Consider the following 511-nt stretch of genomic DNA (forward strand, 5'->3'; position numbering starts at 1 on the left):
AATACTTGGCTTAAAGCCGCGAAGCTCTTGTGCAGAATCTGGATAGCCTCGCAATGGTTTTTCGCGTTGGTGAATCAAGCCTTGTTTAAATGCGGTGATGGACGGGCTATCGCCTAAATCAAAGAAGTCCGCTCCAGTTTGCGCTTCACCTATAAATGCGCGCAAGGCTAGTGTATGTGGGCCATAGAGTGCGATGTACTCGCGCCAATCAAGGATCCAAACGTTTCCATATGACTGATCACCAGAATTTATCTCGACACGATCTCGTTCGATGTTGAGTTGAATGGTGCGACCGTGCGCTGGGCTAACCCCATATAAAGCTTGAATGGCGTTGTTGTATATCGCGCTAAGCCCTAATGTTTCGACGTGGATTGATTGCTGGGTGTTGGTGAACTGATCCTCGAGGGTGCGCTGATAATTGTTTACACCTCCAGTAAGGGTCAATTGGGAAAAATCAAAACGCCATGTTTTATGCGCCAGTAACGCGCTGTCTTCTTGGTCTTCTATGAGG

General features: G+C 47.7%; 1 protein-coding gene. It reads right to left on the reverse strand.

All coding sequences use genetic code 11. The features are described 5' to 3' along the window. On the reverse strand, positions 1-511 hold a 511-nt coding region (locus tag A3762_RS27275), incomplete at both ends, for a hypothetical protein (RefSeq protein WP_197469089.1).

The organism is Oleiphilus sp. HI0125, from assembly GCF_001635355.1.